Source organism: uncultured Nostoc sp. (assembly GCF_964245575.1).
Lineage (GTDB): Bacteria > Cyanobacteriota > Cyanobacteriia > Cyanobacteriales > Nostocaceae > Nostoc.
Genome location: NZ_CAXTNP010000061.1, coordinates 7,167 through 31,297, shown reverse-complemented (window position 1 = coordinate 31,297; position 24,131 = coordinate 7,167). Strand labels below are relative to the sequence as shown.

General features: G+C 41.6%; 17 protein-coding genes. 10 read left to right on the top strand and 7 right to left on the bottom strand.

Translation table 11 applies throughout. From position 1 onward, the window contains the following. Positions 1-467: 467 nt before the first annotated feature. On the top strand, positions 468-6,047 hold the full coding sequence (locus ACFFAP_RS12295; protein ID WP_375511479.1) for a translocation/assembly module TamB domain-containing protein: 5,580 nt from the start codon (positions 468-470) through the stop codon (positions 6,045-6,047). A 315-nt stretch (positions 6,048-6,362) separates the two neighbouring features. Continuing rightward, positions 6,363-6,584, top strand: coding sequence for a hypothetical protein (locus ACFFAP_RS12290; RefSeq protein ID WP_375511478.1), 222 nt, complete (start codon positions 6,363-6,365; stop codon positions 6,582-6,584). A 97-nt stretch (positions 6,585-6,681) separates the two neighbouring features. Here ACFFAP_RS12290 and ACFFAP_RS12285 read toward each other — a convergent pair whose 3' ends face one another. After that, on the bottom strand, positions 6,682-7,611 hold the full coding sequence (locus tag ACFFAP_RS12285; protein ID WP_375511477.1) for a polysaccharide deacetylase family protein: 930 nt from the start codon (positions 7,609-7,611) through the stop codon (positions 6,682-6,684). Positions 7,612-8,200: 589 nt separating this feature from the next. On the opposite strand from ACFFAP_RS12285, the gene ACFFAP_RS12280 reads away from it, so the two are divergent. Then, positions 8,201-8,713 (top strand): DUF3122 domain-containing protein, encoded by a 513-nt coding sequence (locus ACFFAP_RS12280; RefSeq protein WP_375511476.1) that lies wholly within the window; start codon positions 8,201-8,203, stop codon positions 8,711-8,713. Between the two features lie 149 nt (positions 8,714-8,862). Here ACFFAP_RS12280 and ACFFAP_RS12275 read toward each other — a convergent pair whose 3' ends face one another. Together ACFFAP_RS12275 and ACFFAP_RS12270 are read right to left on the bottom strand one after the other, a co-directional pair. Beyond that, positions 8,863-9,156 carry a hypothetical protein gene (locus ACFFAP_RS12275; protein ID WP_375511475.1) on the bottom strand — a complete coding sequence of 98 codons (294 nt, stop codon included), beginning with the start codon at positions 9,154-9,156 and terminating at the stop codon, positions 8,863-8,865. Between the two features lie 119 nt (positions 9,157-9,275). Then, positions 9,276-10,115, bottom strand: a complete 840-nt coding sequence (locus tag ACFFAP_RS12270) for a prephenate/arogenate dehydrogenase (RefSeq protein ID WP_375511483.1) — start codon at positions 10,113-10,115, stop codon at positions 9,276-9,278. A 70-nt stretch (positions 10,116-10,185) separates the two neighbouring features. Between ACFFAP_RS12270 and ACFFAP_RS12265 the strand changes: the two genes are divergently transcribed. The 3 genes from ACFFAP_RS12265 (at position 10,186) to ACFFAP_RS12255 (ending at position 13,424) form a co-directional block, all read left to right on the top strand. Then, positions 10,186-11,760, top strand: a complete 1,575-nt coding sequence (locus tag ACFFAP_RS12265) for a pentapeptide repeat-containing protein (RefSeq protein ID WP_375511482.1) — start codon at positions 10,186-10,188, stop codon at positions 11,758-11,760. 118 nt (positions 11,761-11,878) lie between these two features. Continuing rightward, positions 11,879-12,469 carry a DUF1517 domain-containing protein gene (locus ACFFAP_RS12260; protein WP_375511474.1) on the top strand — a complete coding sequence of 197 codons (591 nt, stop codon included), beginning with the start codon at positions 11,879-11,881 and terminating at the stop codon, positions 12,467-12,469. A gap of 70 nt (positions 12,470-12,539) precedes the next feature. After that, complete coding sequence (locus ACFFAP_RS12255) at positions 12,540-13,424, top strand: hypothetical protein (protein ID WP_375511473.1); 885 nt, start codon at positions 12,540-12,542, stop codon at positions 13,422-13,424. A gap of 739 nt (positions 13,425-14,163) precedes the next feature. On the opposite strand, the gene ACFFAP_RS12250 is transcribed toward ACFFAP_RS12255, so the two are convergent. Then, positions 14,164-16,110, bottom strand: a complete 1,947-nt coding sequence (locus ACFFAP_RS12250) for an amino acid transporter (RefSeq protein WP_375511472.1) — start codon at positions 16,108-16,110, stop codon at positions 14,164-14,166. 100 nt (positions 16,111-16,210) lie between these two features. Next, a complete protein-coding gene (locus ACFFAP_RS12245; protein WP_375511471.1) occupies positions 16,211-16,357 on the bottom strand; it encodes a hypothetical protein in 147 nt (48 codons plus the stop codon). A gap of 414 nt (positions 16,358-16,771) precedes the next feature. Between ACFFAP_RS12245 and ACFFAP_RS12240 the strand changes: the two genes are divergently transcribed. Then, positions 16,772-16,999 (top strand): hypothetical protein, encoded by a 228-nt coding sequence (locus ACFFAP_RS12240; RefSeq protein ID WP_375511470.1) that lies wholly within the window; start codon positions 16,772-16,774, stop codon positions 16,997-16,999. 31 nt (positions 17,000-17,030) lie between these two features. On the opposite strand, the gene ACFFAP_RS12235 is transcribed toward ACFFAP_RS12240, so the two are convergent. Beyond that, positions 17,031-18,569 (bottom strand): glycosyltransferase family 39 protein, encoded by a 1,539-nt coding sequence (locus ACFFAP_RS12235; protein ID WP_375511469.1) that lies wholly within the window; start codon positions 18,567-18,569, stop codon positions 17,031-17,033. 483 nt (positions 18,570-19,052) lie between these two features. Here ACFFAP_RS12235 and ACFFAP_RS12230 point away from each other — a divergent pair, with 483 nt between their 5' ends. The 3 genes from ACFFAP_RS12230 (at position 19,053) to ACFFAP_RS12220 (ending at position 20,642) form a co-directional block, all read left to right on the top strand. Continuing rightward, positions 19,053-19,403, top strand: coding sequence for a histidine triad nucleotide-binding protein (locus tag ACFFAP_RS12230; protein WP_375511468.1), 351 nt, complete (start codon positions 19,053-19,055; stop codon positions 19,401-19,403). A gap of 165 nt (positions 19,404-19,568) precedes the next feature. Then, positions 19,569-20,126, top strand: a complete 558-nt coding sequence (recR, locus tag ACFFAP_RS12225) for a recombination mediator RecR (RefSeq protein ID WP_375511467.1) — start codon at positions 19,569-19,571, stop codon at positions 20,124-20,126. Between the two features lie 321 nt (positions 20,127-20,447). After that, positions 20,448-20,642, top strand: coding sequence for a hypothetical protein (locus ACFFAP_RS12220; protein ID WP_375511466.1), 195 nt, complete (start codon positions 20,448-20,450; stop codon positions 20,640-20,642). A gap of 297 nt (positions 20,643-20,939) precedes the next feature. Here the strand turns inward: ACFFAP_RS12220 and ACFFAP_RS12215 are convergent. Next, a partial coding sequence (locus ACFFAP_RS12215; protein ID WP_375511465.1) for a CHAT domain-containing protein occupies positions 20,940-24,131 on the bottom strand: 3,192 nt, incomplete at its 5' end.

Sequence of the window (24,131 nt, the reverse complement as noted above, 5' to 3'; positions counted from 1 at the left end):
ATAATCTAAAAAGCAAATAAAATCTATCTTAAGATATCAATTCTTTGTACAAAAGATAGTTGCTCGCAATATAAGTATTGTGATAAAAGACATGCTAATCATCTACTTTGCCTAACAGAAAGGAGGGACAATTTGTCAGACAACTATTTGGATGACTATAGACTTTCAAAAGGTGAAGCAGAGAATAGCCTTAATTACTGCTCAGATTGAGGAAGTGCTAATTAAGTACCATACTCTAGATTCAATCTCCAAATTGAAAGCCGAGAACAACTAATGTCGCGGTAATAAATTGTTACTCGATATATATTACTTGCAACTAGCTGATACAACTCCTATTAGCACAGGTAGGTGGAAATAAACTTACTATTTCATTACAGCTAGAAAGTCCAAAATTAGAGCTTTTGACTTTTGCCTTGCGGTACTAGCCTGTCTCTCGGATTATTTTAGATAAAAGTGTTGTAACTATAATGAAGCACTCTCCAAAATCAGAAAATGACCAGAAACCACCTAATAGTCGTTTATGGCTCCTTCTCTTAGGACGTATCAGTTTGGCTCTCGGTGTTGTTTTGCTGGTTGGAATTGCAGTCGGTGCTTGGTGGGCTAGAAACTACATATATAAAGATTTAGCACCATTAGTACAGCAAAATCTCGAAGAATTGCTTGGGCGTCCAGTACAAGTAGGGAAAGTTGAACGTTTTTCGCTAAATAGTCTAAGATTTAGCTCTCTATCAATACCAGCAACTTCCACCGATCCAGATCAGGTAGTAGCAAAAGCTTTAGATGTACAGTTCTCACCTCTGCAACTCCTCCTAACGCGAAAACTAGCATTAAATGTCACATTAGTTCAACCCAATGTTTACATCCAACAGGATCGAGATGGTCGCTGGGTTACAGCCCAAGTCAAGGCTGGGGAAGGAAAAGGCGCTATTCAAACTGAGTTGGAGACACTTCAAATTCAAGATGGAAATGTAGAGTTATCGCCAGCTTCCGCACCAACTAGACCGAAAGGGTCAGTAATATTAAATCAATTTGGTGGTATTGCCCGATTTTTTGATCAAAATCAAAGAATTGGTTATGACATTAATGGTCAACTCGCTAGAGGAGGCGCAGTTAAAATCTCTGGTGAGACACAAATAAAAGCTCAACAAACTAACCTCAAGCTGCAAACACAAAATTTACAAGCATCTGATATCAGTCGATTAATTGAGTTGCCAATTGCCTTGCAAGCAGGGCGAATAGAAGCTGACTTAGGGGTTCAGATTCCACCGAAACTCTCAGAAATAGCCGTTACAGGAACAGCTACAGCTAATCAAATCGCTGCTAAAATTCCTAAGGTTCCTCAGCAAGTTTCTAATTTTAATAGCAGATTTTTATTTCAAGGTCAGACAGTTTCTTTAGAAAATCTGAATACGAACTTTGGCAAAGTTCCTATTGTGGCTAATGGAACAATTAATACCCAAACAGGTTTTAATGTCTCTGCTCAAATAAAACCTGTTAGTGCAAAAAATATCTTAGACACGCTAAATGTAAATTCGTCAGTCCCAGCTAGTGGCGAAATTCAAGCAAATATTAAGTTAGGCGGCACACTACAGCAACCAGTCGCTAGCGGTACGGTAAGCAATACAAAACCTATTCAAGTTGACCGCGTTCTCTTCACAGCCGTCAATACTGACTTCCGCTTGAATGTATCTCAAACTGCATCTCAAATTGCTGTCTCCAATCTGAAAATAGTCCCCGCAGCAGGTGGTCAAATCACAGGAGGCGGTCAAGCTAATATCGGAACCAAAGACAACGTAATATTTAATGCTCAAGTTGATGGTGTATCCGGGGATATACTAGCGCAAAGCTACGGCGTCGCTCTACCGATCGCAGTTGGCAATATTTCAGCAAAAGCAGAAGTTACTGGTTCACTTGGCAAACAACCATTAAAACTTGATGTTTCCAGTGTTCAAATAACGCCGCCAACCGGAGGAAAAATTACAGCCAGTGGTCAAGTTCAACTAGCTCCCCAAGGTGAAGTAGCTTTAGGTATTCAAGCTCAAAATTTACCAGGAAATGCGATCGCTCAAGGTTACGGTATTTCAACTCCAATTAATATCGGTGGTATATCTGCGAACGCCAAAGTTACTGGTTCTCTAGGTAGACCATTAAACGTAAATGTTGCTAGCGTTCAAGCAAATCCAGAGGTGGGAGGGCAAGTAACAGCTAGTGGTCAACTTCAGCTTTCACCGCAAGGTAGGGTGGCGTTGAATGTCCAAGCACAAAATTTACCAGGAGATGCGATCGCCAAAGCGTACAACTCCTCACCCGCCATCACCATTGGAAATGTATCAGCAAATGCCAATATTTCTGGTACTCTGAGCAATCTGCAAACAGTAGCGCGGGTGCAAGCGCCGAAAGCCACCTATCCCATTAGCGGGCGAGCTGTTGTTACCAAACAAGGACAGAATATCGTCTTTCCAGATGCGGTTTTGAACGTGGCAGGCGGGACAATCAGGGCTAGAGGTCAAGTTGTACAACAACGCTGGCAGGCTTTTGTAAATGCCCAACAACTGCAATTGAGCCGTTTTGGACAGATACCACCTCAGTTCCAGGGAGTTTTAAGCAATGTCGCCTTGAATTTGTCAGGAAGCACTACTTCTTTCCAACCCTCAACTATTCAAGCCACAGGACAAGCAAGGCTGAATGTAGCAGGAGGTACGGTTAATCTGAAAAATGTTAGCTTTGATACTGGTCGCTGGCAAGTGCTTGCCAACGTTTCCCAAATTCAACTCAACCGTTTCTCACCACAATTAGGTGGACGGCTCAATAGTAATATCCAATTAGCAGGCACAGCAAAATCTTTCCAGCTTGCAGATATTCGAGCCGCCGGACAAATCCGCCTATCTCAAGGGTTAGCGCTGCTAGCACAACCGCTCACAGCGCAAGTGCAGTGGAATGGAGAGCAGATTATCGTAGAAAACGCAAGTACCGCAGGATTGAGTGCTAATGGTGCGATCGCTGTTCAAACTCCACCAACTGGCGCACCCCAAATTACGGGATTTAATCTGAATGTACTGGCGCAGAATTTCAACCTCAAAAATACTGGCTTTAAAGTTCCTGGTGACGTAGCGGTAGCGGGGCTAGTTGATTTTAATGGAAAAGTCACAGGCACTCCAGATGTACCTCAAGCCAATGGTAATATCCGACTGCGGAATTTCAATGTGAGTAACTTGAAATTTGACCCACTTTTAACTGGAAACGTGAATTTTCAAGGAGGACAAGGAGCAAGTCTGCAATTAGCCGGGAAGCAAGATAGGATTGCACTTAACTTGGGTGCAGATTATCGTCCAACTTCATTTTTAGTTCAACGGGATGGGGCAGTTAGCACAGGTAGAACCGAGGGAGATAACTTGCTCATCAACGCCCAACAGTTTCCCATAGCTTTGATTGGGGGCTTTTTACCTAACAATCAACTGAAACCTTTGGGGGGGCAATTATCGGGAAATTTAGTTGTTAATTTGAATAATTATGCAGTTGCGGGAGATGTGGCGATCGTAGGGCCTCGTGTTGCCAGAGTCGCAGCAGATGAATTTCGCGGCAGCATCAATTATGCTGATGGTACTGCTAGCTTGACTAATGGTCAATTGCGGATTGCAGATAGTAACATCGCTCTGAGTGGAAATGTAAAAACAGGGAATGACCCGCAATTTCAATTCCAAGCTAATTTAGACCAAGCCAGAGTTGAGAGACTATTACAAGCGTTTAATATCTTTAATTTTAAAGACCTTAATACCGGGTTGCAGCCTCCGAAGTTGGCTGGAGCAGAAGTACTTAATACCAAGCCTGTCAGTTTGCCCAACGCAGATTTGAAAACACAGCTAGCATATTTTTCTAATATTGCGACATCCGTAGCAAAACAACAGCAACAAGAAACCAAAAAAGACGCATCTTTGCCCACCCTTGCAGAATTAACGGGTGTTTTGAGCGGAGGAATTACAGCTAATGGCTCGTTAAAATCTGGGTTAAATGTCGGCTTTAATTTCCAAGGTGCTAATTGGCAATGGGGTGAATACTCCATTAATCAAGTCGTTGCTCAAGGCAATTTTGCTGATGGTGTCGTCACACTTTCGCCGTTGAGTGTTGGGATAAATCAAGGACTGGTGGCTTTTACCGGACAGTTAGGAACTGAGCAACTATCTGGAAAGTTGAATGTAGCAAGTCTACCTCTATCGCTTTTACAACCTTTTATAGAAAAATACCCGATAGATATCACTGGTAATGTAAATGCTGATGCCACCTTGGGAGGTAATTTACAAGATCCGAGAGTGCAAGGAAAAGTGGCACTAGCCAATGCGACTCTCAACAAGCAACCTGTGCAAACAGGACAGGTGAATTTTGACTACAACAATGCTCGCTTGAATTTTGACAGTACTTTGTTAGTAACTGGAACCCAACCAGTTGCAATTACAGGTAGCGTACCTGCTGCTTTGCCTTTTGCCAAAGTGCAACCAGATAGCAATCAAATCAGCATCAACGCCAGCGTGAACAATGAAGGATTGGCACTGTTAAACCTGTTGACCAACAATCAAGTCGCTTGGGTAGATGGTCAAGGACAAGTAGATTTAAACGTTCGGGGTACTTTAAACGAACCAATTATTAACGGAAATGCCACACTCAACAATGCAACTTTTCGCGCTCAAGCCTTATCTGAACCCCTAACGAATGTTACAGGGACAGCGCAATTTAATGGTAATACAGTGAATGTCTCAGGTATCCAAGGCATTTACAATAAAGGGCAAATAAATGCATCAGGTATCCTGCCAATTTTTGATCCTCAGCAAGCCCTAGCCAATCCCCTGACAGTATCAATAGCAGACAAACTCAATTTTAAGCTTCCAGGACTGTATCAAGGCGGTGTTGGTGGCGATATTGTAATTCGCGGAACAGCACTAAAACCTTTAATTGGTGGAGAGATTCAGCTCAGTGATGGTCAGGTAATTATTGGAAATACTACTGCTAAGACAAAAAAATCAGCAGCTACAACTCAAGCTAACAATAACGTCATAAATAGAGAAGAGGTTAAAGTTAATCTCACACCTACAGCAGAGAGTAATGCTACCCCAGTTACTACAGCAGATCCTAACGCTAGTGCAGTGACTCCACCCAATTTACCTATACAGTTTGCAGATTTAAGGTTAAATTTAGACGACGATATTCGTGTTACCACCCAGTCACCACTCAACTTTATACCAGGAGGAGCCGCATTCAGTCAGCCGCTATTGAGCTTTGACGCCAAAGGTGACTTGACGATTAATGGTACATTAGCCAAGCCGCTTCCTGAAGGAGTGATTCGTCTGACAGGAGGACGAATCAGCTTATTTTCCACTGAGTTTACCTTGGCCCGAGGTTACGAACAAACTGCGCGGTTTATTCCAAGTCAAGGACTCGACCCTACTTTGGATGTTCGACTTACCGCAATTGTACCGGAAACATCAGCAAGAAACAGTCAAATTTTGGAATCACCATTGTCTGGTGAAGTCAGCGATATTTCTGCTAGCAACTTCGGGACTTTACGTACCGTTACTGTTCAAGCCAGGGTCAACGGCCCAGCTAGTAAATTGGGCAACAATCTAGAGTTGACAAGTGAACCTAGCCGTAGTAAAGGAGAAATAGTTGCTCTACTGGGTGGCTCGATTCTGAATTCTTTTGGTCAACAAGCAAATGCAGGACAAGGGCTGACTAATTTCGCTAGTTCTACCATTTTAGGTGGTTTGCAAGGAACTATTACTGCGATCGGACAGGCTGTTGGTTTTAGCGAATTTCGGATATTTCCCACCCCAACCACTAGTAATGAAACAACGACAGCTTCAGTTCTGAATTTATCAGCAGAGGGTGTGTTTGATATCAATAGAAATTTCTCTGCCTCTTTATCACGGCCTTTATCTACAGATGAGTCTTTCCGTTATAACGTGCTTTATCGACTCAATGATGAAATTTTGATGCGAGGCTTAACTAATTTAGGGGATGAAAATCAATTCCTAGTTGAGTATGAAACTAGATTTTAGAAGCCGATGCATTGCGGCTAGCTCAATTCCAGAAAAGACTGCTTATCGTCTGGAACTGAAAAATAAAAAACCCTACAATCGTGTGTGCTTGCGATTGTAGGGCTGGAGTCTGTGAGGTGTTGCATTATGAAATCTTTTAGATTGTATGTAAAAATTTGAAACGGATTAAACAACTGCGGGAGGATATCTCGATAATGCTGGGGTTATAGTTTGAAGATAGATTATGGAAACTAACTGTGCTTTCCAAAACAAATGCTTAGTTTACATTATCAGAAAACTTAAATCTTAATCGGCTCAACCATGACCAAGTAAAATTTGCTTGGCAACAAAATTTTCACGTTAGACAATATTCTTTCATCAGAAGAATGTGCTGAGTATATTACTTTAACCGAAAACATTGGTTATAGAGATGCTCCTATTACTACCATCCGAGGTTTTGAAATACGTCCCGACATTCGCAATAATCAGCGTGTCATCCTAGATGACCAGGAGCGGGCTTTTCATTTATGGCAGCGTGTATCAAATTATATGTACTAGATTTTTAAGCACTGAAGTGCTTACTACGAACCCAGCAAAATTAATGAGACAAACCAATATTGTCAGCAAAGTTAGAAGTGTAACTACCCGTAGCCTATCACTGATGATTAAGCTGATGGTTTGGATGTTCATGATTTGTGGTTACCGATGATACTGCTGTTACCGCACTTTCTTCTTGGGCTTGCATTTTCAGTAATTGGGGAATCGTTACAAATTGATAGCCTTGGGTCTTCAAACCTGCGATCATCTCTGGTAAAGCCTTGACAGATTTGGAACGATTTCCGCCCCCATCATGCAACAGTACAATTGCACCTGGTTTTGCCTGTTTAAGCACATTTTTAACCAGCATTGGCACTTGAGGCGAACGACGTTCAGCGTCTCCTGACTGTTCTGACCACATCATGACAGCGTACTTCTTGTTTTTGGCGTATTGGGCTAGTCCATTATTCAGAAAGCCGCCGGGGGGACGAAATAGAGTCGTTTTCTCTCCTGTCGTCTTGTAGATGATGTCTGCTGTGCGATCAATTTCACTAGATGCAGTGGCTCCATCCATTTGAAAATACCAATGATGCCATGTATGATTGCCAATTACATGACCATCAGCAGCCACTTGCTTGGCAACTTGGGGAAAATATTTCACCATTTGCCCAACCATGAAGAATGTCGCCTTGATATTATTTTTCTTCAAAATTTCTAAAATCTGCGCCGTATTTTTGGGGCTAGGGCCATCATCAAAAGTCAGGGCGATGACTTTCTCATTTGCTTTCAGTTTCGCTTGATAAACGATTGTTCCCTCAAAAGACTTTGGCACATTCATCTGGACTATGGCTGGGGTGATAGACTGAGCAGATGCACTCATTGTCCTATCTAAACTTGTTTTAGCAGTCTCGCTTTTTGGCTTTTGAATTCCCAACAGTTGGTCAAGTCTAGTTGTGCCTACAAGCAAACTGATACTTACACTACTTACACCAGCAGCTAATGTAATAGTTGCTACTTTTAGAAACAGCGATAATTTATGATTAGACACATTAAATCTCCCTAAATATTAGTCATTAGTCATTAGTCAAGAGTTACTTTGCTCTTGTCTCCCCTTTTCCTACTTCTTATTCCCCAATTCCCTGTCACCTCACTCGGACTCGATTGTCAATTAATATATCTGTTGCTAAAAAAATAAAAAAATAAAATACCTTGAAACATCCTAGCTAAAGCTAAAGGAAGTCCCAATTTAATCTTCTGGACTAATTGGCCGCTTAGGTACAAAAGGGTCATTAGTAAGCTAGATAATTAATAATATCCAGTGGACTTAACTAGCCAATAAAGGCAGCAATAATGGCAGTATAACCGTAATCAAGAGAAATGCTAAGTCCGTAGTTGACCAATAAGCCCCAAAACTTTGCACACACCAGCTAAACCTGCTAATCCACCACTAGTTAACATTAGCCAAATAGTGCGTAGGCATAGCCAACCCGTAGACATCGCTCTTTATCCCAGCATACATCGCAGCCTTAGCACTAAAACTCACTACCCGCACGCTGAAACCAAAAAACATTTGTCGTCTGACAGCAGGGCATTGCATCCCTGGCTCTGCTCGTAAATTCTGCTGTAAAATGTGTCACATGAAGCGAAAATTCCAACAATATTTTTGGCGTTGTGCCCTAGTTGTTTTTCTAGCATTAACTGGATGTGGATGGAGTGTGCAGTCAGCACAAGCACTGCTGCGTCAACACCATGATTCTCCTGGTGTTTTACGCTACCACTCACAAGTATCTATGAAAGATGAAAAAGGATATGCTTGGCAAGTGCTATTGTTCAAACAGAATTACAATAGTCCGGTAAAAGAGTTGCGGTTGCGCTTGGTTGCTTTTCCGGGTGTCGTTGAAATTGCTCACCCCAAACCATTGTTGATTGAGACAGCAGATCGAAGTTTGCTGAAGGCATCGGATGCATACGCTTTAAATGCACCCGTCCCTAATGTGGGCGAATATAACTTAACTGATATCTTGCCTAAATTGCCAACAACTGATGGACTTAAACTCTATGTGCCACTCTCTAGTGGACAGCAATTGGTTCTCAACATATCTAACACTGTAGTAACTGAGTGGCAATTGCTAGTTACAGAAATTGATTGACTTTATCCACCAATGGTAAAGTTTAATCTAAAAGGATTCAACAAAAAAATAAACCAATGGTGATGTGGGGTATGATAACTGCCTTCAAGGTAGAAATCCCAGTCTCCATACGCTGATAGCTTCCCACATCACATGCAGCACTTGTAATATTAGTCTTGAGACTCCTCAGAAGTAGCTTCCGATTCGGTTTCAAGTTCTTCTGTTTTAACTTTGACTGGAGGTTTAACAGGTTTTGGGCCACGCGCTAGGGCAGGATTCCCCTTCTGCCTGTTTTCTTCTCCATAGGATGATGCTTTTTTCTCTTTGTCAGACGAGCGATTACGGCTCGGTTTTGAGCTTTTGGGGTTGGATTCAATAGGAGGCATAGAATCCTTATTTTCGGAATTGTTGTCAGTGCTTCCTTGGGACTGGCGTTCCGATTTCTTAATTGGGCGTTCTACCATTGTTGATTTTTGTAAATTTATCTGTATAATACATCGGTTTGGTGACTATAAAACGTGCTTTTTTAGGCACAACCTACGCAGTATTGGGTGCGTTGTAAATAATGTAACGCACCCTAAAACTAATCAACAAAATCAGGTCGTGCCTTTCCTGTTGATTTCAACTTTTGCTCTAAAACTGCCCAATTTTCTTGCTCAATTAAGTTAGTCAACTCATCGAGATTGTGTCGATACTGTTGGAGCGATCGCAGCAATGCTTGACGATTATACCGTGCCATCATCACACCCAACTCTGGATTCCCACCACCCACACGACTGGTATCTCGAAAACCTGAACTAGCTAACTTTTGGGCTAATTCCAAAACATCGGGGTCAGTTTCACTCAAACAAGCAGCAATCAACGAGGAACTGACCATTACAGGTAAATGAGAAATCCAACTAACAGCGCGGTCATGTTGCTCTGGTTGACAATAGTAAATTTTAGCCCCAAGCGATCGCACAATTTCCTCCACAACCGTAATTGTACTAGTTATTGTTGTATTTATAGGTGTTAGTACATAAGGTTTATCAACAAATAAATCTCGCTGTGCAGCTTCTATACCACTGTCTGTCCTTCCCGCCATTGGATGACCGCCGATAAAATTATCCCAAAGGGGAGAAATCGTCTTAACTATCTCTGCTTTCGCCGACCCCACATCAGTTACGACGGTAGCGGCAGACAAATGAGCGATCATTTCCTTAAATTGGGGCACAATAAGCGCTAGAGGTGTACAAATAAATACAACCTCTGCGGCTGCCAATAGGCTCAGATCAACGGACGCTTGATCAACACTGCCGAGAGCAACTGCCTTTTTACAAGTGGATTCACGGCGACTGACTCCTAAGATATGATGTCCAAGCGATCGCAAATCAAAACCTAAAGATCCGCCTATAAGTCCCAGTCCTAAAATCCCAATATTCATTTTTGATTTTGACATTCCGTTTTTTATGACTTTACCAACTATTAAAGTTGGCATCCAAGGGGTAGCATCGATGACTGTAGAGGAATTACTGGAACAATACGCGGCAGGAGTCTTAAACTTTAATGGTGTTGACCTCTCGGAAGCTAACCTGAGTGGGGCCAAACTCAGTGGCGTAAATCTTAGCGATGCTCATTTGAGTATAGTCAACCTGAGCGGCGCGAATCTGAGTGAAGCTAACTTGAGCAATGCCTTGCTGAATGTAGCAAGACTGAGTGGCGCAAATTTATCTAGCGCCATCTTAAATAACGCCAGTCTCAACGTCGCTAATTTGATTCGAGCGGATCTGGCCCGCGCTCAACTTAAAGGAACCTCATTGATCCGCGCTGAGTTAATTCGTGCAGACCTGAGTCGCGCCGATCTATCGCAGGCTAATCTTACCAGTGCCGATCTGCGGGAGGCGACACTCCGCCAAGCGAATCTCCGTCACGCTAACTTGAGCGAGGCCGTATTGAAAGGCGCTTCCTTGACGGGAGCCAATTTAGAGATGGCTAACTTACATGCCAGCGATTTGAGTCGTTGTGACATTAGCGGCGCAAATTTGCGAGATGCCGAACTCAGACAAGCGAATCTCAGCCGTGCTAACTTGAGCGGAGCAGATTTGAGCGGGGCGAACCTCCGATGGGCAGATTTGAACGGCGCAAATCTCCGGTGGGCAGATTTGAGCGGTGCAAAATTGAGCGGCGCTACTTTAATTGGCGCAGATTTAAGCAATGCCAATTTAACGAATACAATTTTCATCCACGCCGATTTAACTCAGGCAAAATTAATCAGGGCGGAATGGATTGGTGCTGACTTAACAGGAGCAACATTAACTGGGGCAAAACTTTATGCCACCTCCAGGTTTGGTTTAAAAACCGAAGGCATGATTTGTGAATGGGTTGATCTTAGCCCGGCAGGCGATCGCTCCATTATCCAAAACTTCCATTCCCAAGAGTCACGAGATTTTTTTAACGAAACACCGCCAACAATCCGAATTATTGTTGATGCGCCCATAGAACACGAAGCCAATTTTGCTCTTGCTGGCGCTTATTATCAAATTGCTCTGGAATACCGGGGGCTAAAACAACCTCCAAGTATGGAAAGTGGGGCGCGTCGAACTGTTTTCACATTTCATGTAAATAGCGACGAAGCATTATTTTCCACTGCTTATATTGTGATTCTTCCCTTTCTAGATGCGGTATCTACCCAAAATAATATTTCCAGGATGGTGGAAATGATTAACAATGAAGTTATTACAAACCAAAATTTAAAATCGCTAAAATCACCCCAAATCCTGAAAGAATTAAATATTCTTATAAAGCAAGCGATGAGTCAGACTACAACAATTAAACAGATGAAAAAAAATATCGAAGTAGCTGCAAAGTTAAATTTTTGTAAAGCACCAACCCAAATAATTTTAACGAATTCCAGCGCCCACACTTTGATTGCTCATGACAATCCCCAGTTTGGAAAAAGATTTATTAATCGCTCTGCTCTCAATACTTCAGCTTATGATGATATATCTAATGAAGCAACAAAAGATATATTGCCTTCGTTAAATATGGTTATGGATTTTGTCAAAGGATTTCACTATATTGGTTATTAGTCATTAGTCACGAGCGACTTGTACTGAGCGTAGTCGAAGTAAGCCGAGGGAAGCCGAAGTATTGGTCATTAGTCATTAGTCATTAGAGTAATGTAAAAAATAAAATTTGGAGGTAAGAATGCGCGATACCTTTAATAAAATGATGGGTCAAACTCGCTATGTAGTCTTTCGCCTATTTCTGCACTTAGGGGGAGGCGAGGTAGCACCAATTTTGGGAGTATTAAATAGTGCTGGACGAGATGCGATCGATGCCGACGGAGATTTAGAAGTTTTGGGAGAAGGATTAGTAGAAATTAGCCAAACGCTATTGCAATACGATGAATATTGGCTTTCTGCTGCCAACGAAGGTGATGTATTTTTTAATGAAGGCGAAGCAGGAGATTACGTGAATGAATTATTTACTGACTCTGCCCAAAGATATCTTAGTGAACCAAGTTACAGTTCTGATGGGTTGAATGAATCTTTATCTATACCTGTAACCCGCAACGTCATTGTGATGATTACAGTAGCTTCTGAAGGAGAAGTACCAGAGTTAGAAACTGATCTTTCTAACGTTCAGGCACTTAAGGAAGGATTCAAAGCATTGATAAATTTGCATTATAAACATAGATTGAAAGCAATCCAAGTGCATTTCTCGCCAGCACAGTTAGGCGATGAACTCACTAGCGACCAACTGTTGCAATATTACCCGGAATTGATTCCTTTATAATGTGTTGGATAGTCCGTACTTACTATTCACACCGAGAAATTGTTAAGCTCAGAGATAGGACAATAATCCAATGATCATGACCATAGTACGTAAATTTACAGCCGTTTTTTTAGCTCTGAGTTTGTGTATGACAACTGTTGCTTGTGGTGGGGGAAACGAAGCAACTCCTCCAGCTAAGAACGTTAGCCAAACTTCTACTAACACCAAGCTGAGTGACGGGCAGTATCAAATACAACAAGCTACTTATGACGACGCAACTGGTGAGTATAGCCTGTTTTTACTTAACAATAATCCCCCAACCTTTGCAACCGAAAACTTGCAAATGGCACGGTTAACTGATGATGAAATCAAGCAGGGTAAAAAAACCTATCTGAAGGTAGAAAAAGGCCAACCGATTTTATATCTGACGGAAGATTTTAAAATCGAGTACGTCCACAACGTTACCGAGAATAAAACCAATCCTCAAACAGGACAACAAGAGACGGTTGTAGTCCGTCGAGAAAATAACTTCTGGGCACCATTTGCTGGGTCTGTGGCTGGTAGCTTGGCTGGTCAGGCAATTGGTAGTATGTTTTTTAGACCCCAGTATTATGTACCTCCTGTCTATCAATCAGGCCGAGGATTAAGTGGCTTTGGTGGATATGGCGGAAGTTATGGCCAAGCAGTCGAAAGTTACCAAAGTCGCTATAATGCACCACCCGCAGCCGTGAGAAATCGCACTACGTTCCGCAGTACAGGGACAATTAGAAGGTCATATCCGGGAAATTCAACTGTACGCAATACACCGCGTAGCACTACAGGTAATAACCGTCCTTCTGGTTCTGGTTTTGGTGGTAGTACGTTGCGACCATCTGGCAGAGCCACTTCACCTAGACGTGATTCTGGTAGTAGTTTTGGTAGTGGGCGTAGTTCAGCACCCCGCCGCTCAACTGGTTTCGGCAGCAGACGCCGTTAAAAAATTCCAAATTCAATAAATAGACTGCCTAAGAAGTGAAGGCAGTGTGTTGCATAAAGAAGTCGGGGGGTTGACTTGTAACCTTCCGACTTCTCTTTATATATCAATAGACATCTGGTGAAATTAAATATGCGTTATCTAGAACCCTTGTAGAGACGTAAGTAAGTGCGCGAGAAAATTTCCAAGTATGTAAGGAAATGTAAATTCGGTATATATCTTACAGATTCGTCATTTCACCGGTTTTACAAAACTATACATATATTGGTTTTATCGTGCCTACCTACTTATTCGGTCAAATAATATGAAATACTAAATACAAATATTGCTAAGAGAACAGGAACCATTTTATTAAAGTCTATTTGCTTTTTTTGAAGCATGTCTAAACAAGATATCGGAATCATTAGAGGCCAGAAGATAGTTGTGACCAAAAACATCACAACCGATAAAAATTTATCTTCTGGAGTGGAAGTAGGATGACGTAGGGAAAAGATTAACCAATTGCTTAGAAAATAGTATGTCATGAACAGGTAAACAATACTTAAAGTCAGTTGTATCTGATTCATTATGAGTACTCTTGAAGTTATGTGAGCTTCACTATAGCCCAATACAGATAACACAGATACTCGTAGGGACACGGCATTGCCGTGTCCCTCATTCAAATGAGAATGGCTATAAATTTTCTCTTCCCGGCATTGCAGAGAAAGCAGGATAATTTAGCAACTTCCAAAACCCCCCAGCCTCACCCGCCGACATGAACGCCAGGACGCATGTGGGGATCCTTTTCAGCCCGACGGAGTACTTCACGGGTGACCACAGCAATATCACCTTCCCCAAACAAGATAAAACGCAGTAAATATTGTATGGGGTTGCCCTCAACCCAGCCGAAGTAGGCATGGGGAATCTTACCTGTTTGGTCACGAATATAGAGTAGTAAAGCCGCGATCGCATTAGGTACTGCTGCACTCTCAGCCCGGAGGATGCGGTAATCACCAACTTGCACCCCTTTTACTTTGATGATATCTGCAAACTCCGAAGCATCTGATACCCGAATCTCTAGAAAAAGAATTGGATCGTTAGCTGGAATATGGTTGTCCTCGCGCACTTCTTTCTCTTTCATAAAATACTCTAAGACATCACCCGTATTCAAGCGATTAGCAATTAGCCGTATTGCTCCCTGGCTCTCTTCGGCAAGGAATTGGCGAGCAAGTTCGTCAACTTCGATCCGGTCTGTTCGCAGTTCCGTTGAACGCCAAACACGAGAAACCAGCGAGGTAAAAATGATCGCCCCGATGAAAAACCCAGCTATCCTAATCCCTTCTGGTCTTTCGATGATATTGACAACAGTAGTATATATAAACAACAGTGTGATGATTGCAAAGAGGAGTCTTGCCCGCTTCTCTCTGTGACGGTGGGCTGATAGGGTGACGGCAAAGGCAGCTGAGGTAATTAACACAAGCACACCAGTTGCATAAGCCCCACCTTGGGCTTCCACATTTGCTCTGAAGATAATTGTGACAACAAAAGCGATCGCTGTGTAGACTAACACTAAAGGTCGCGTTGTTCGTGCCCAATTGGGTGCCATGCCATAGCGTGGTAGGTAGCGAGGCACTATATTCAGCAACCCTGCCATTGCAGATGCACCTGCAAACCACAAAATGGAAATAGTACTTAGATCGTAAATTGTGCCAAAACCATTGCCTAAATGCTGGTGTGCTAAATAAGCAAGGGCGCGTCCGTTGGCTTTGCCCCCAGATGCAAATTGTGCGGCGGGAATTAGGAGAGTGGTTATAAAGCTGGTGGTGAGCAAAAAGAAGCTCATAATCACAGCAGCAGTGGTGAGCAGCTTGCGTGTATTCCGAAGCCGCCCTTTGGAATGCTCTTGAGTGTCACTGCTGCTCCCTTTTACCAGGCCCATAACGGTCACGCCAGTCTCAAAACCTGACAATCCCAGTGCTAGCTTGGGGAATATCAAAAGAGCGATACCGATTAGGATCAAAGGGTTGGAATGGCGAGCAAAAAGTGCAGTCTGCCAGTTAGCGATCGCTTCAGGGTGAGTTATGATCTGATACAGACCGACGCTAACGACAATGAAGTTTAACACCAGATAAACTCCTACCAAAACTACTGCAATACCAATTGCTTCTCGGAAACCTTTGAGGAAAACTGCACCTAATAATGCAACTAATACCAGGGTTATTTCGATCGTCTGATTGTGAAGCCAATTTGGAGCCAGCGGATTTTCGATGATATGGGCTGTAGCATCAGCAGCCGACAAGGTAATGGTAATAATAAAGTCGGTTGCCACAAAGCCGAGTAGGCACAGCACAAGTAATTTGCCTTGCCACCAAGGGAGCAAACGCTCTAACATTGCGATCGACCCTTCACCATGAGGGCTTTCGGCAGCAATGCGCCGATAGATTGGCAATGCTCCAAAGAGCGTCAGCAAAACCAGAACCAGGGTAGCCACAGGAGAAAGAGCGCCAGCAGCCAGTGCTGCAATCCCAGGTTGATAGCCAAGAGTCGAGAAATAATCTACACCAGTCAAGCACATCACCTGCCACCAAGGATGCTGGCGATGTACTTCTTGCTTGCGGTAAGGTCTTTTCTTCTCTCGTCGGTCTTCTTCAAGCAACCAGCGGATTAACTGTTTGCTAAGGCGTTTTGTTGAAACAATTGATTTAGCCATCAAATACGGTTGTGTTGCAAAAGTTGGCTTTGTGATTTTTTTAAGCCTTTGTGGTTTATTAAAATTTTCAACTACAAAGATATAGCACTATTATTGTATGTTAAGCATCCTGTCCTATTTGCAAAATATATTGTAGCTGTTGGCAGTAGTCTGGCTTATCAAGAGCAATTGCAGCTTCTGGTATGGAAAGAATCAATCCTGTAACCGTATATTTTGGGATTAAAGCTTTTTTACCTTCAAGCTGCATCAGTTCTAAAAAAGGCGCTGCTAAACAAGGCAGTATCGCAATTTTCTTAAAAAATTTATAACTTACGCACTGTACAAATGCATCGTGATGTGGATTAACAATCTTGAGGTTGTTTCAGGCTTTTCTTAATTATCCTGGGATCGGAAATAGACCTTGCCAATGCGTAAGCCCTAAAAATTATAGTTTTTGGTCGTAGATGAGTCCGAAAACTGTTTTGATTTTCTTGTAATTATAGGAATCTGGTTTGATTTATGAAAATGTAGGGTGTGTTAGACGGAACGTCGTAACGCACCAAATCCTTATAAAAAACTTCCGTATCAACAAAATTATATGTATAAAATAATACGGTTATCAAGTAAAGATGAACTTTTCTGTTCTTAACGTTCGTTGCGATCAAGAGTAATTTAGATACATTTGCCCTACTATGCCTACCCACCTTTAATATTCATACTTTCCCTTCATGCGATCGCATCTAATACTTTACTACGGGCGATCGCACCCATAATATTCCCCATAATATTCGTAACTACTGGTAGAGGCGATCGCACTAATTCAGATGGGCTTCAAAGGGGATGTCTACGACGGGCTATTCGGCGTCGCACTCCAAATAATCATATTATCGTTAAAGCGATCGCCTTTTAAGCCCAACTATATAATATGGCAGTTAGTTTTTTTACTTCTTTCTTGTGAATCGATATATTTTCATATAAGCCCAATCAGCCTGATCTTCCAAGTTATATAAATAACTCATTTCTTTTTTAAAAACACCTCTATATTGCCAACTAAATTCGCGGTTAACTATTATAAAAACTGTATCTGAATTTTTAGTTATTCTACTAATTTTTTCTGCCATATTCTTCCCATCTACAGTTTTTAGAATGTGTTCTGGTGCATATATTGTAGATGGATCTCCATAATATTGGAGTAATATAGGCTGTCCCAATAACAATACAGATTTTGCCGATTCATTTCGATGTTGTAGAAGGTAGCGAGCAGCCGAACGATAGTCATCTTTTGCATAGGCTGGATTTAAATAGTATTGAAAGTTTGAATAAACATTCATACTTAGTAAAGAGACTGTAGCTAACTTTGTCACTTGAGGGAAAATATCAAGTTTATTCTTACGCTGATAATTATGTAAAAAAGCTGAGGGAATAAGAATGACAACTGGTATACATAGATAAAAAGAGTGGCGCGGTAGCCAATTAATTTTGGTCGCCAAAGCAAACAAAAACGCTAGTAAAAATGATGTCACCAAAAGGGATGTAAAAAAATAATCAGCCTGTTGATATCTTTTTCTCTTGCTATGTCTCAATAAACTTGTTACTAAAGCTATAAAAATGACAGCAGTGACAATAATAAATATTAGTAAATGAGGCCAATAGCTAAGTATCACATTGAACTTTTCCTGATCGCGCAATTTCTCTAGTGGCGGCCCATAAGATGTCCCGACTAATATACCGTAGATCACAAAAATCGTGTTTTGAATTATGGGTAACCCAGTACGAGTAACTGCAGTAGCTGTGGGATCAGATGCGGCAGGTGAAGACAAGTAGAACCAAAGCATTGGGGAGGAAAAAATTATCGGCGGTATCCACCATTTGAGCAATTGTTTTAAGTTTTTATAAACAATAGCATGAGATAGAAAAAGAGATGAACTAAAGATTATTATCAAAATACTGCCAAAAGTCCCTATAGCAGTAAAGATCCCAAAAAGCAATGGAAAAATAATTTTATTCTTCTTATCTACATTGATTGCATAACTAAAGAAATATATTTGAAGTGAGGCTATAAATATTAATAATGCGTAAGGTCTGGCATCTTGACTGTAGAATACGCTGAAAGAACTAACCGCTAGGATCGTGGACGACCATAAAGCATGTTTTTTCCCATAAATACGTAGGCAAGTAAAGAATATCGTAATTACTGAGCCGACTCCTAACAAAGCTGAGAGCGATCGAAGGGTAAATTCACTATTTCCAAAAGCCGAACGCCAATAAAAAAAGACCAAATAATAAAGCGCTTGGTATTTATCACCATTTTCTAGACCTAAAATTTCAGAGAGATTTTCTTGAACAGTTGTACTATTAGATAAAGCTAGACTCCAGCCTTCATCAAACCAAAGACTTTGATTTTGCAAGGTAAAGAAACGTAGAAAGATGCTAATTATGAGAATAATAAAAACAATAAAATAGTATTTTGACTGTTTCATCTTAAACCTCCAAATTACTGATACACAAAATATGCAATTTTCTCAGCATGAAACTTTCGCCCTAGAGTTGAGTGAATATTGTAATTATTTTCTCTATGCTGTAGTAGGACGAATATTATCTATGAAAGACTTTATCACAGGAAGGAGTATTTTGTTATGTAAATGATCTAAGAGGATGTTTGAAAAGTATTTGGTTCTTGCGTTGGTTTTATGGTAAAGCATTAAAATTGCAGTTTTATAGAAAGTCTCAAAGACTTAAAACCAACTCACCACAAGGAATACAGACTATGTTTAGGTTTTATTTATTATTCTGTTCCATAAAATGAACTGAAGAACCAAGTATTTTTGGTAACATCAAAGCCTCTCTCGCTGTGGGAAGAGGAATGGAAGTGGGGTTTCTAATATACTTTACGACTTTTCAAACATCCTCTAAGCACTACAGTAAACCTTTAAAATCTCTAGCAGATGAGTAGGTAGATTGGTATGAGTGAAACTACAGAAACGATTTTCAGCAAAATCATTCGTCGGGAAATTCCCGTTGATATTGTTTATGAGGATGATTTAGCTCTGGCATTCAAGGACATCCACCCGCAAGCGCCTGTTCACATCCTTGTCATTCCCAAAAAACCCATTCCCACACTAGCTGATGCTGAATCTCAGGATCATGCTTTGTTGGGGCATCTTTTGTTAACCGCCAAACGTGTTGCAAAAGAAGCTGGACTGGAAAACGGTTATCGAGTTGTGATCAACACTGGTGATGATGGTGGCCAGACAGTCGACCACTTACATCTGCATATTTTAGGAGGTCGGCAGTTGAACTGGCCGCCTGGTTGATAAAACCATAAAACCGGATGAATTGTGTCTCTAGACACGATTCATCACTAAACTATAAACGCTTCCTTCCAAAATTCTGTAGGAATGTCATCATAGTTAAGGTAAAAACATTCTGGAGACAAGACAACGGTTTACGCACGTCCTTTAGCACGGTTAATTGAGCAATTGCAACGCCTACCGGGAGTTGGCCCCAAATCTGCCCAACGACTGGCTTTGCATATTTTAAAGCGACCAGAAGCAGAAGTAGAAGCTTTGGCATCTGCGCTGATTGAGGCGAAAAAACAGATAGGCTTGTGTTCTGTTTGCTTTCACTTATCTGCTGAACCTGTTTGTGAAATCTGCCGTAATCCCAATCGTGACAATAAGACTATCTGTGTCGTAGCAGATCCTCGTGATGTGATTGCGCTGGAAAAAACCCGCGAGTACAAAGGCAAATATCATGTTTTGGGTGGGGTGATTTCGCCAATTGATGGAATTGGGCCAGAACAGTTGACTATACTGGCTTTGCAGCGACGGGTGAATCAGCAAAAACCTCAAGAAGTAATTCTCGCAATTAGTCCAAGTATAGAAGGGGAGACAACAACACTGTATATCGGTCAGTTACTGAAGCCATTTACCAAGGTGACGCGGATTGCCTTTGGTTTGCCTGTAGGTGGTGATTTGGAGTACGCCGACGAAGTGACCCTGGCAAGGGCATTGGAAGGACGCAGGGAGTTAGATTAGGCTTAATTAAATTTTAGATTTAAAGCCAACTTTCGCTAATAAACTTTAGATTTAAAGCTAGCTTTTGCTCCTGCTCATCGCCCCACTAATTCTGTTAAAATCACGTTTGCCAGCACGTAAATTTTGAGGCAGTGCCATGTGTGCAAAGGGATTTGGGAAATCTCATAACCCAAAAATCAACAAGGTAGTGTTAAAGGGAGTGAGCTATTGTCAGCAACCCAGTCCAGAAGCCTCAATTAAAAGCATTTGCCTCTGGTGTTGCAAGAATCGGGAAAATGTTAGAGTTAAAAGCGATCGCTACGCAAAAAATGTTTTTAAGATATGGCTGACCAAAAAGATAAAGCTCAAGAAAAAAACCGCCTTGAACAGCTTCAAGAAGAACAAGGCAACACGGACTCTAAACACTCAGGGGGTGCTGGCGCTTCTGGTGGCAACTCAGGTGCAGGTAAATCTGGCACATCAAAAATTTCTTCCACTGGTACACCTGATGATATCGAAAAAGTTGATCAGGAGTAAAGCTGACTCCGATGACGAGGCAAGGTTTAACTGCCTCGGCTCTCATTTGTAACTAAACTCAACAATGGTGGATTGAATACCTTATTATTTAGTCCACCATAGCGATCAAAACTAACGTTATTTACAGTGCTGATCTAGGTAGTTCTGGGAAAAAACCTGAAGAATCTACTAGTACTAGGTCTCAAACACCAACTGCTGTTGCTCGAGCTAGTCCTGCCTCTGGAAATACAACTTCTAGCTCTAAGAAGCCAGAATCGGCAGGGAATAAAGCAGCAGTTTTAGCAGCAGCACGAAAGATTAATTCGGCTTACCTGTAATCGTGAATGCTGCCCAGTAGTAAGGATGATTATAAAGATTTTTATCTGATGCCATTTTACTATTTCTATATAGTTGTGTCGCTAAATAAGTTTGAATTCGTAATTCTTCAGGATGCAGATTGTTCAAGACATCTTCATACCATTTTGTCAATTCTCCAGCAGTTAGTTCTTTCAGCCATCGGGTTGCTTCAGCTAAGGCAGTAACTGCTGATTTATTAGGCTGTAATCGTCGATAAAACTCTATCATTACCAAGGCACTAGCTGAAGATTCTACATTCCAGAGAGTACTCACTACATGAGGAACGCCCTGACTCACAAAACCAGTCACTAAACTCACATATTCGCTGCTGATAGTGTGGTTGCTAGTACTTAAATTTTCACAAGCAGAGAGAGTAATAAGGTTGTAACTTGCTAGATTTTGTTGGCAGATTTCATCTAGAGTAAGTTTGTCTTCACCAGCTAATGCTAATTCTGATTTTTTGGGTTCAATTAAATTATTAGTGACATGACCAGTAAAATGTAAGATGTTGTAATTATCAAATAAGGCGTTTTCAATAATATTTTTTGTAGCTTCTGACCCTTGAATTCGTTGGATATTATTGAATATCTGGCTAACAACTTCCGATTCAAGTTTAGCAAATTTAAGCGTGGGATAACCCGTACTCTCAGGATGTTCAACACTAAGCAATAATTGATTTTGCCATTGCCAAATATCTTCAGTTCTTATTGATAAACCTATTTGAGCACTAGGTAGATAGGTGACACTAAAATTTGACTCCACATTCGGCAATTCTTCCGGCGATGGGGAAGGAAGATGGAAAAGGGTATGAATGGGCAATCTGTACAAGTCACGGTGAGGAATTAAAACCAGTTGGGTGATGCCTTCAAGTTCCTGTGCAATTGTGGAAATATTCAGGATTTCATACAATTGCAATAGCTTCTGTTCCATATCAACTCGCCAAGAATGCTGGCTTTGACTTTCTTTGTCTTGGGCCGTGCTGCGATATTCTTGGTATTGTTGATGCCAATCTTCTAGCCAAGTTTCAAATTCAATTAGGCGTTGTACTGCTTCGGGTAGGGGTAATTCATTTAAACGGATAGCGTCTTCTCCTAAAGGTATTGCCCCAGTATCTTGCATGGGTGTAAATAGGAGGATCGGTGATGGCGCTTGGTCTTTGAGAATAAATGTGTGTAAGGCAACTGGACTAATGTGCCAGTAAATAATTGCTGTTGTGGGATTGAATAGTTGTTGAATTGCGCCATAATAAGGCGAGTAAATATTATCATTCCAGGCATAAAGCAGCCAGTTTAAACAAGCATTTTTGCCTTGTTCGGCAATTTCCCAAGCTTCAACTAAATCACCAGACTCCACGGCTAAATCAACTGCTAATTGATTAAAGCCTGCAAATTTCAGGGCTAACTGTTTTTTACTTTCGTCTGAGCGAGTTTCTTCATTCAGCAATTGTCGCAATAAATCTGTACCGCGTTGCAGCAATTCTTGAACTTGTGTTGTTTGCCCCAAACCCATCAGCACTTTGCTTAGAGATTGCAAAACCTCTAGGTGCAACTGAGGAAAATATTCTAGTGTGAGGGTTAACAGCGCTTGATGGTACTCAGATGCGGCTTTGCGCCAATAATCGCGGGGATTAGTATTTTTTTTGCCTTGGTCGTAATAAGTATTAGCGATCGCAAAATGCAATCTACCCCAACCTTCTGGATGGGTATCTGTCCGCAAATGCTTTAACCCTTCCTCGTAGCTGGCTAATTTCCCCTCGTAGCCGCCCTGTTGTAAGGTGGGATTTGTCGCTGTGATCCTACTCGAAATCAGCAATGCTTCAGAGTTCACTAAATTACCGATCGCAGTTCCTCGACCAATCCAAGCTTCCCAATAATCTTGTTTAATTTGCAAAGCCTTGTCATAACAGGCGATCGCTTCAACAAATTGTTCTAAATAAAACAATGCTACTGCCTGATTATACCAAGCTAAGTGGAAGTCGGGTTTAATGGCGATCGTTTGTTGATAGGATGCGATCGCTTCTTGTCTACGTCCTAAGTTATCTAACGCTATACCTCGGTTGTACCAAGCTAAGTAGAAGTCGGATTGAACTGAAAGTGCTTTATCCCAGGAGGCGATCGCTTCTGACCATCTTCCTAAATTAAACAGCACTACACCTCGGTCTATCCAAACTTCGTGATACTCTGGGTCAATTTCTAGCGCTTTGTCGTAAGATATAATCGCTTCGGCAAATTGTTCGCCGACAGCTAGGGCTATACCACGGTGATACCAATTTTCTTGGTCTTCTGGTTCCAAATGCAGCGCTTGGTTATAACTAGAAATAGCTTCTGGTAGCCAACCTAACTTTAACAAAGCTAAACCCTTGCTAGACCAAGCTTCTTGGTAGTCTGGCTTGATTTCTATGGCTTTGTCAAAAGAAGCGATCGCTTTTTCAAAGTATCCTAATTCTCCGAGAGTTCCACCCCGGTTGTACCAAGCTTTGTAGAAGTTGGGTTTCAGTCGTGTGGCGGTTTCGTAAGATGCGATCGCTTCATCAAAACGTTCTAAATGGAACAGCGTCAAGCCTCGGTTAAACCAATACTCTGATAATTCTGGTTGAAGTTCGATGGCTTTGTCATAAGATGCGATCGCGCCTAACAAATCACCTGTTTTTGCTTGGCTTAGACCTTGATAAAACCACCCTTGAGCTTGGGTAAGAGGATTATCGCTATGTCGCTCAACTATACCAGGGGGATTGCTGCTTTGAACTGCCAAATTAGAAGCAAGTTGCTGGACTAAATTGGTACTTTGATCCAATCTCACCCATAACTCATCTAATGCATTAGCCACATTTGGCTCTAAATTGGTCAAAGTGTTATCCCAGGTTTCCACTGAGGGAGAAGTTGTTAATTCAGTTCTTTGTCTAGTGGAAAGGAGATTTGCTCCTGTTGTACGTTGAACAACTTCATCATCGAACCTCAGTTGGGCTAATGAGGTGATTGAATCTTCTGCTGCGGGGAGAGGGAAATTTTCGGGTATTGTGGTTTGGGCATCTTCCCTTTGATACTCCAATACCAGTTCCTCTAAATTCTCGGTGAATGTTTCCTCACTAGAGGCATTTTCAGGTGCTGACGTTATTGGTTCAACATCTGGTTCATCATACTCCCATAACTGCTC